Annotated in this window: 7 protein-coding genes; all 7 read right to left on the minus strand. The window is 36.7% G+C overall.

The window, feature by feature from the left end; translation table 11 throughout:
- Positions 1-161 precede the first annotated feature (161 nt).
- On the minus strand, positions 162-1,448 hold the full coding sequence (locus ACINWC743_RS18540) for a zonular occludens toxin domain-containing protein (RefSeq protein ID WP_009586540.1): 1,287 nt from the start codon (positions 1,446-1,448) through the stop codon (positions 162-164).
- Complete coding sequence (locus ACINWC743_RS18545) at positions 1,448-1,723, minus strand: DUF2523 family protein (RefSeq protein WP_009586538.1); 276 nt, start codon at positions 1,721-1,723, stop codon at positions 1,448-1,450. Before ACINWC743_RS18545 ends, ACINWC743_RS18540 begins: the two co-directional genes overlap by 1 nt.
- A complete protein-coding gene (locus ACINWC743_RS18550) occupies positions 1,723-3,036 on the minus strand; it encodes a virulence factor TspB C-terminal domain-related protein (RefSeq protein WP_009586539.1) in 1,314 nt (437 codons plus the stop codon). The genes ACINWC743_RS18545 and ACINWC743_RS18550 overlap by 1 nt, the downstream gene beginning before the upstream one ends.
- Before the next feature lie 159 nt (positions 3,037-3,195).
- Entirely contained in the window at positions 3,196-3,426 is a 231-nt protein-coding gene (locus tag ACINWC743_RS18555) for a hypothetical protein (RefSeq protein WP_009586534.1), read from the minus strand.
- A gap of 12 nt (positions 3,427-3,438) precedes the next feature.
- Positions 3,439-3,618: a hypothetical protein gene (locus ACINWC743_RS18560; protein ID WP_009586537.1), complete on the minus strand. Its 180-nt coding sequence runs from the start codon at positions 3,616-3,618 to the stop codon at positions 3,439-3,441.
- Positions 3,619-3,709: 91 nt separating this feature from the next.
- Positions 3,710-4,012, minus strand: coding sequence for a hypothetical protein (locus tag ACINWC743_RS18565; RefSeq protein ID WP_009586536.1), 303 nt, complete (start codon positions 4,010-4,012; stop codon positions 3,710-3,712).
- Positions 4,013-4,014: 2 nt separating this feature from the next.
- Positions 4,015-5,166 carry a replication initiation factor domain-containing protein gene (locus tag ACINWC743_RS18570; RefSeq protein ID WP_035301433.1) on the minus strand — a complete coding sequence of 384 codons (1,152 nt, stop codon included), beginning with the start codon at positions 5,164-5,166 and terminating at the stop codon, positions 4,015-4,017.
- Positions 5,167-5,183 lie beyond the last annotated feature (17 nt).

Genomic DNA, 5,183 nt, shown 5'->3' on the forward strand with positions numbered 1-5,183 from the left:
TTGACTTTCCTGAAGCTGGACGACCTGTAACTAAAATTTTCATAAATAACCCCTTTTTAGATCATATTTTGCGCATCGTTACCCGCATATTATTGTCGCCTTATGACCATCATTTTGACTTAAAAGACTTCGCTATTTAAGACAAAATAATGATCTCAGTTTTAAAGCGTATTTGAGCCATTAACCGCATGCTTACTATGGCTTAATGTATCAGTTTCAATCACTTGATTATCAGCCTGATAAAGATCAGATTTTAACGAATGAACCGATTGAGAAGTCTGTTGAATAGAGTTCTCAGTATTGATTTGATGATTGAAATTATCATTATTTGTACTCGCAAAATAGTTAAACGGACGATCATTATTTTCAATTAAATTCTGACAATCCTTTTTAGAAACATTAAGTTTTGTACCTTGTTGAGTGTAAGCAATATAACGTCCATTCATCTTGGTACAACCTGAGAATACAGGTATAGAAGTTACGGTATATGTAACAGCTTTCTGTATGTGTTCTTGTTCAAATGGCTTATTGGGATCATATTCAATCATAGGTGTACCATTTGGATTCATAGCAGTGACAGAACCTTTCGATTTAGTCAATTGATCAAACCATTGTTTACACTCAGGCTTTTCTACATTTTCACCTTTGCGACACTCGATATCAGCATTAAATTGTGAATTTTGAGCTACTGGAGATAATGCTGCTAAACCATTTTTTTTATCATCTTTATTTTGAACAGTTTGATTTTGTTCATCTTCTCCTTTCATATGATTAAATATTTTATTGTCCGAAAAAAAGAACATGTAAATAATACCAATCAAACAAAATCCAGCTATAAAGAATAGCTTCTTCATATACTTAGGAATCTGTATTTTTGAATTAGTTACAATTTCAGTAGATTTATATAACTTAAATATATCCTTTGGATAATCAAACTTAAAAATATCCTCTGCACGTTCTTGAGCAGCCACCGTTTCAGGATTCATTGAATAACCACGATGCTTATGAATTTCAGCCCTAGCACGATTCATTGGTCGTTTAACGTGATAATGCTCATTAATCAATTCAAGTAAATGCAGGTGTAAAAACTTAGGACTTTGAGTAATAAATATTAAGTCATAACCTTTGTGACGATGATCTTCTAGCTTAGTAATCAAAGGGTTAGATGAAAGCTTTTCTTTGGATTTATAAGCAAAATAAGATAGTTTTTGAGTTTCATCGTAAACAATTAATGCCCCAAATACTCCAGTGACTTCGTCACCTTCGTCGGTGAGTGTCCAATCTAATTCACCAAATTCATTCACTGGTATAGGTTGAACTCCATCAATATTTAAACCATTAATATTTGAATATACAGGACGACCAGTTTTAACAGCTTCCAAAATTAAAGTCACTGCGTATAAAGTCTTTCCATTGCCGGGTTGTCCAGTAATGAGCTTAGTCGGCATTATTTTCTCCTAGCAAATGATAATTTTGAAGCTTCAATACTTCCACGTGTCAAAATTGCCCCAAATGTAAGTGATAGAGCTGTATCAATACCAAACATAGACATAAGCCCAAGCATTGGCATTGATGAAGCTTGAGCAACAGCAGAATCTATATATTGAGATAAAAGAAGATAGGCACTAGCACCCGATGCAACACCTATACCTAAACTTGTAATTAATGTTCTAACTGAGTTATTTGCAAATACATCAAGTAAGTTATAGAGAATCTTCCACATTAGGTTTTTCTCCCTGAAATGATAAATACAGCCCCAATTGAAGCCAGAGCAATCACAGATGCTTTAATCACCCAAGCCCATTCACATATAAAGTCATAACGTAGAATCGTAATTTCTCGAGACTGACCATGAAATGAAATACTTGTTGTAGTCGGAGCAGGACAAGAACCACCCCAATACACATTCACTTTTTCAGGATTAATAGGAAGATCAGGAAGGTTAATATCTGTTTTATCTTTTTCAGGTATTCCATCATCTTTCGTTAATTCTTTTTCAATCGCTTGAGTGCTTTCAGCAGTAGTCTTTGTATTTTCTTCTACTTTTTGACCTGTTCCCAATAGATCAGAAACCCAGCCTTCTACTTTTGCAGGAAATGAAATTACTACTTGAGCAGCTTCACAAACTACTGGAGCCCAACCGCAGAAAACGGGAAATGTTAGCGATAGATCAGTACCGCCAGTCGTGGTGTTAGGTTTAGTTTCGCCTGTTGCTTCTTCTTCAGTTTTTGTTTGAGCATTTGCTTCAAGCTGATTAACAATCGGACGAGCTTTTGCATCGTCTTTTTCAGCTTCAGCGACGATATCAGCGGCTGCGGCAGTTGTTGCAACTTTTGCATCAGAGTTACCGTTTTCTGCATTTGAAATGATTTTCTGAGCAACTGTGGGTAGCGGTATTGTTTTTTCTTCACCCTGCTCATTCGGGTCATAATTGGGATTAGCAGTTGTGTCAATATAGAAATACGTAACAAATGTAGGAGCATTTTTGTAAATAGGACTAACTTTATATTGTGTTACTACTTTTTCTGTAGAACGTATACCAGTTATTACACCATTACCATTTGGATTTTTATTCCATCTCTCAACATGAGCATTAATAGCAGCGTCTAAAGATGAATATCTTTCACTATAGCCCTGAGAGTAAAAAAGTACAGGTGATGATGTTGAAGGATCATCAGGTTTTGTATGATATTTAATTTGATTGTTAACAGGATCAAGAACCCAATCAATGCCATCGCCTATGAGTTGAGCTACAGCTACAGATAAAGCATAACCACCAGCCCCACGAGCAAGTACTTTTGCAACTTGAGTGGCAGTTGGCGTTATTAAAGCAGTTGATGTTTTTGCAACGTTTTTGCCATTGATGATGACGTTTTTTAAACCATCGTATGCAACAGACGCGCCCTTAGCAACTGGATTTGACAATGACCAACCACCAACAGTTGCAGCATTCGCTTGATTAATTAAAATGACATTTGAAATAGATAATACAAATGATAAAACTAAGACATGAATTTTCTTAAAAAATTTTCTCATATGTATCACCTAAAATAAGATTTTCAGTCCTTGATAAAAGATGAAAACGAAAAACCAATTTACTAAACTAGGCTCATCCATTTTTAACTCCAAATTAAAAACCGCCTCTCTCTCCGCGCTCGACAGGCTCGCGCAGAAGAGAAGCGGTTTTATTTGCTATTAACGAACTGCACCGCGTGATTTGCGTAGTACTGAAATCGTTGCAGCCAAACCAATAAATGCTAAACCAGCAGTTACAGCAAAGCCCTCACCAGATGCAATGTTTGCAAGCAAGCCCGATGTATCAAATTCAATTACAGCAGCATTTGCAGATACAGCACCAGTTAAAGCAGCCGAAGCCACCGCCAATTTAGCAATAAAAGCCTTTTTTGATTTAGTCATGTTTTTCATGATTAACCCCTTTTATTTGACTGCTGAGCGTGATTTTTTTAACACCCAACAGACTGAGAAATAGGATGCAATTGCTACACAGATTTGTACCGATTGCGTCCCAGTGATAGCAAAATCAAGCCAGTTGAAAGATGTAACCCATTCAACACATTGTTTAGTAGACTGATCTACAACTGCACATTGATAAGCCATTTCTTAATTCCTTTGATCACACTTTGTTTTATGATCTTGTATTTGTCCTTGATGCCAATATGTTCCGCAAAACGGACATACAACAGGAAAGTTAAATTTTAGGTACATTTGGAAGCTCAACATTTTGAACAATAAACTTTTGAGATTTACCAGTAGTCACCATGTCAAAAGTAATTTCGGCTTCAAGTGGGAATTTATGCTGACGAAGAAGAGCAATATTTCTACTGTCATGCCAGTTAAACGTTTCACACGCATTACCGACAGTTGTTCCCTGTGATGTATCCAATGGCACTTCACAATACAAAACGACATGATCGTAATGACGTGAATCATCTGTTTTAAAATCAACAGCTTTAGCACCTAAGATTTTTACTTTGTTTTTAAATTGCATCATTGCTAGATTCTCCGAGCAGTAATAAGCACATGATCTAGTCGCTTAGGATAAGCAAGCGGATCAGAGCATGAGATAAGGTTAATTAGTTCATCAGGTTCAAATACCTGTTTGAATATGTTGATATATTTTCCGTACTGGTGTTTTAAATTCTCAATTGCCGTTTTTGCATTGATCTTTGCAGTCTTAACAATCGTTTCTATACGTGCAGGCTGTTTATCCTCTGCTAAGAACAAAAAACATGGATATGAAGCGATAAAGTATTCTGATGGTGCTAAAAGAATGTCATACGGCAAAATACGATCTACAGATTTAAATTCGACTTCTGCACGTTGCCAGTTGTCATCTGGATCACCTTCTGCCCTGCCTTTTTCATACAAGCGAAGATATTTACCACTTTGACGACTGCCAATATTTAGAGTACGACCCTTGCCGTTAGGACGTTTCCAATTCCCCTTGTGTTCTACGTTGGGCGCACGATTACCGAGTTGAAAACCACCTAAATTGTCCTGTTGGTCACCCCAATCGACATTGATTTTAGTACCATCAAAGTCATCATGTGCAAGGTCTACACGTGTTAACTTTGCACGTTCTGCATAGTTGGAAAGGAATGTATATAAGCGACGTTCCCAACCCTCTTTTGCAAATGCACAGCCTTTACCATTGATCATGATTAGAATCGTATTTCGTTGACCACCAATACAAAGCAAACCCATGTTTTCACCGAGTACATAGGATTCTTTATAGAAGTTACGACCTGAATTGTTTTTAGAAGTCGTTGTAAAACCAAAGATATATTCTAAATTTTCGTTGAATAACTCTACAGCAGAAGACCAACGTTGTTCATCTGATATGCATTCATCATCATCAAGTAGATTATGAGAAATTGTTTCAATGCCAAATGTAAAGTTAACCCAATCGACTACAGCAATTTCATTGTCAGCAGGCAATCTGCATTGAACAGGTTTTACCCCTGAACTTGTAGAAACCATATGCATATAAGGCGTTGGAAATTCACGAGCAAACGGAGTAATTAAATCCCAATCCGCAGTATCCATGCGAGAGTCAGAAATTGTTACCCCCATCTTATTAGAGGGGGTAGCCAAATTACTCAATCCCCCCTGTGTAAGCGTCGGTTTAGAATAATTTTTGATCATCCCTTAATCCCCATTTC

The sequence above is a fragment of the Acinetobacter sp. WC-743 genome (assembly GCF_000335555.1).
Taxonomy (GTDB): domain Bacteria; phylum Pseudomonadota; class Gammaproteobacteria; order Pseudomonadales; family Moraxellaceae; genus Acinetobacter; species Acinetobacter bereziniae.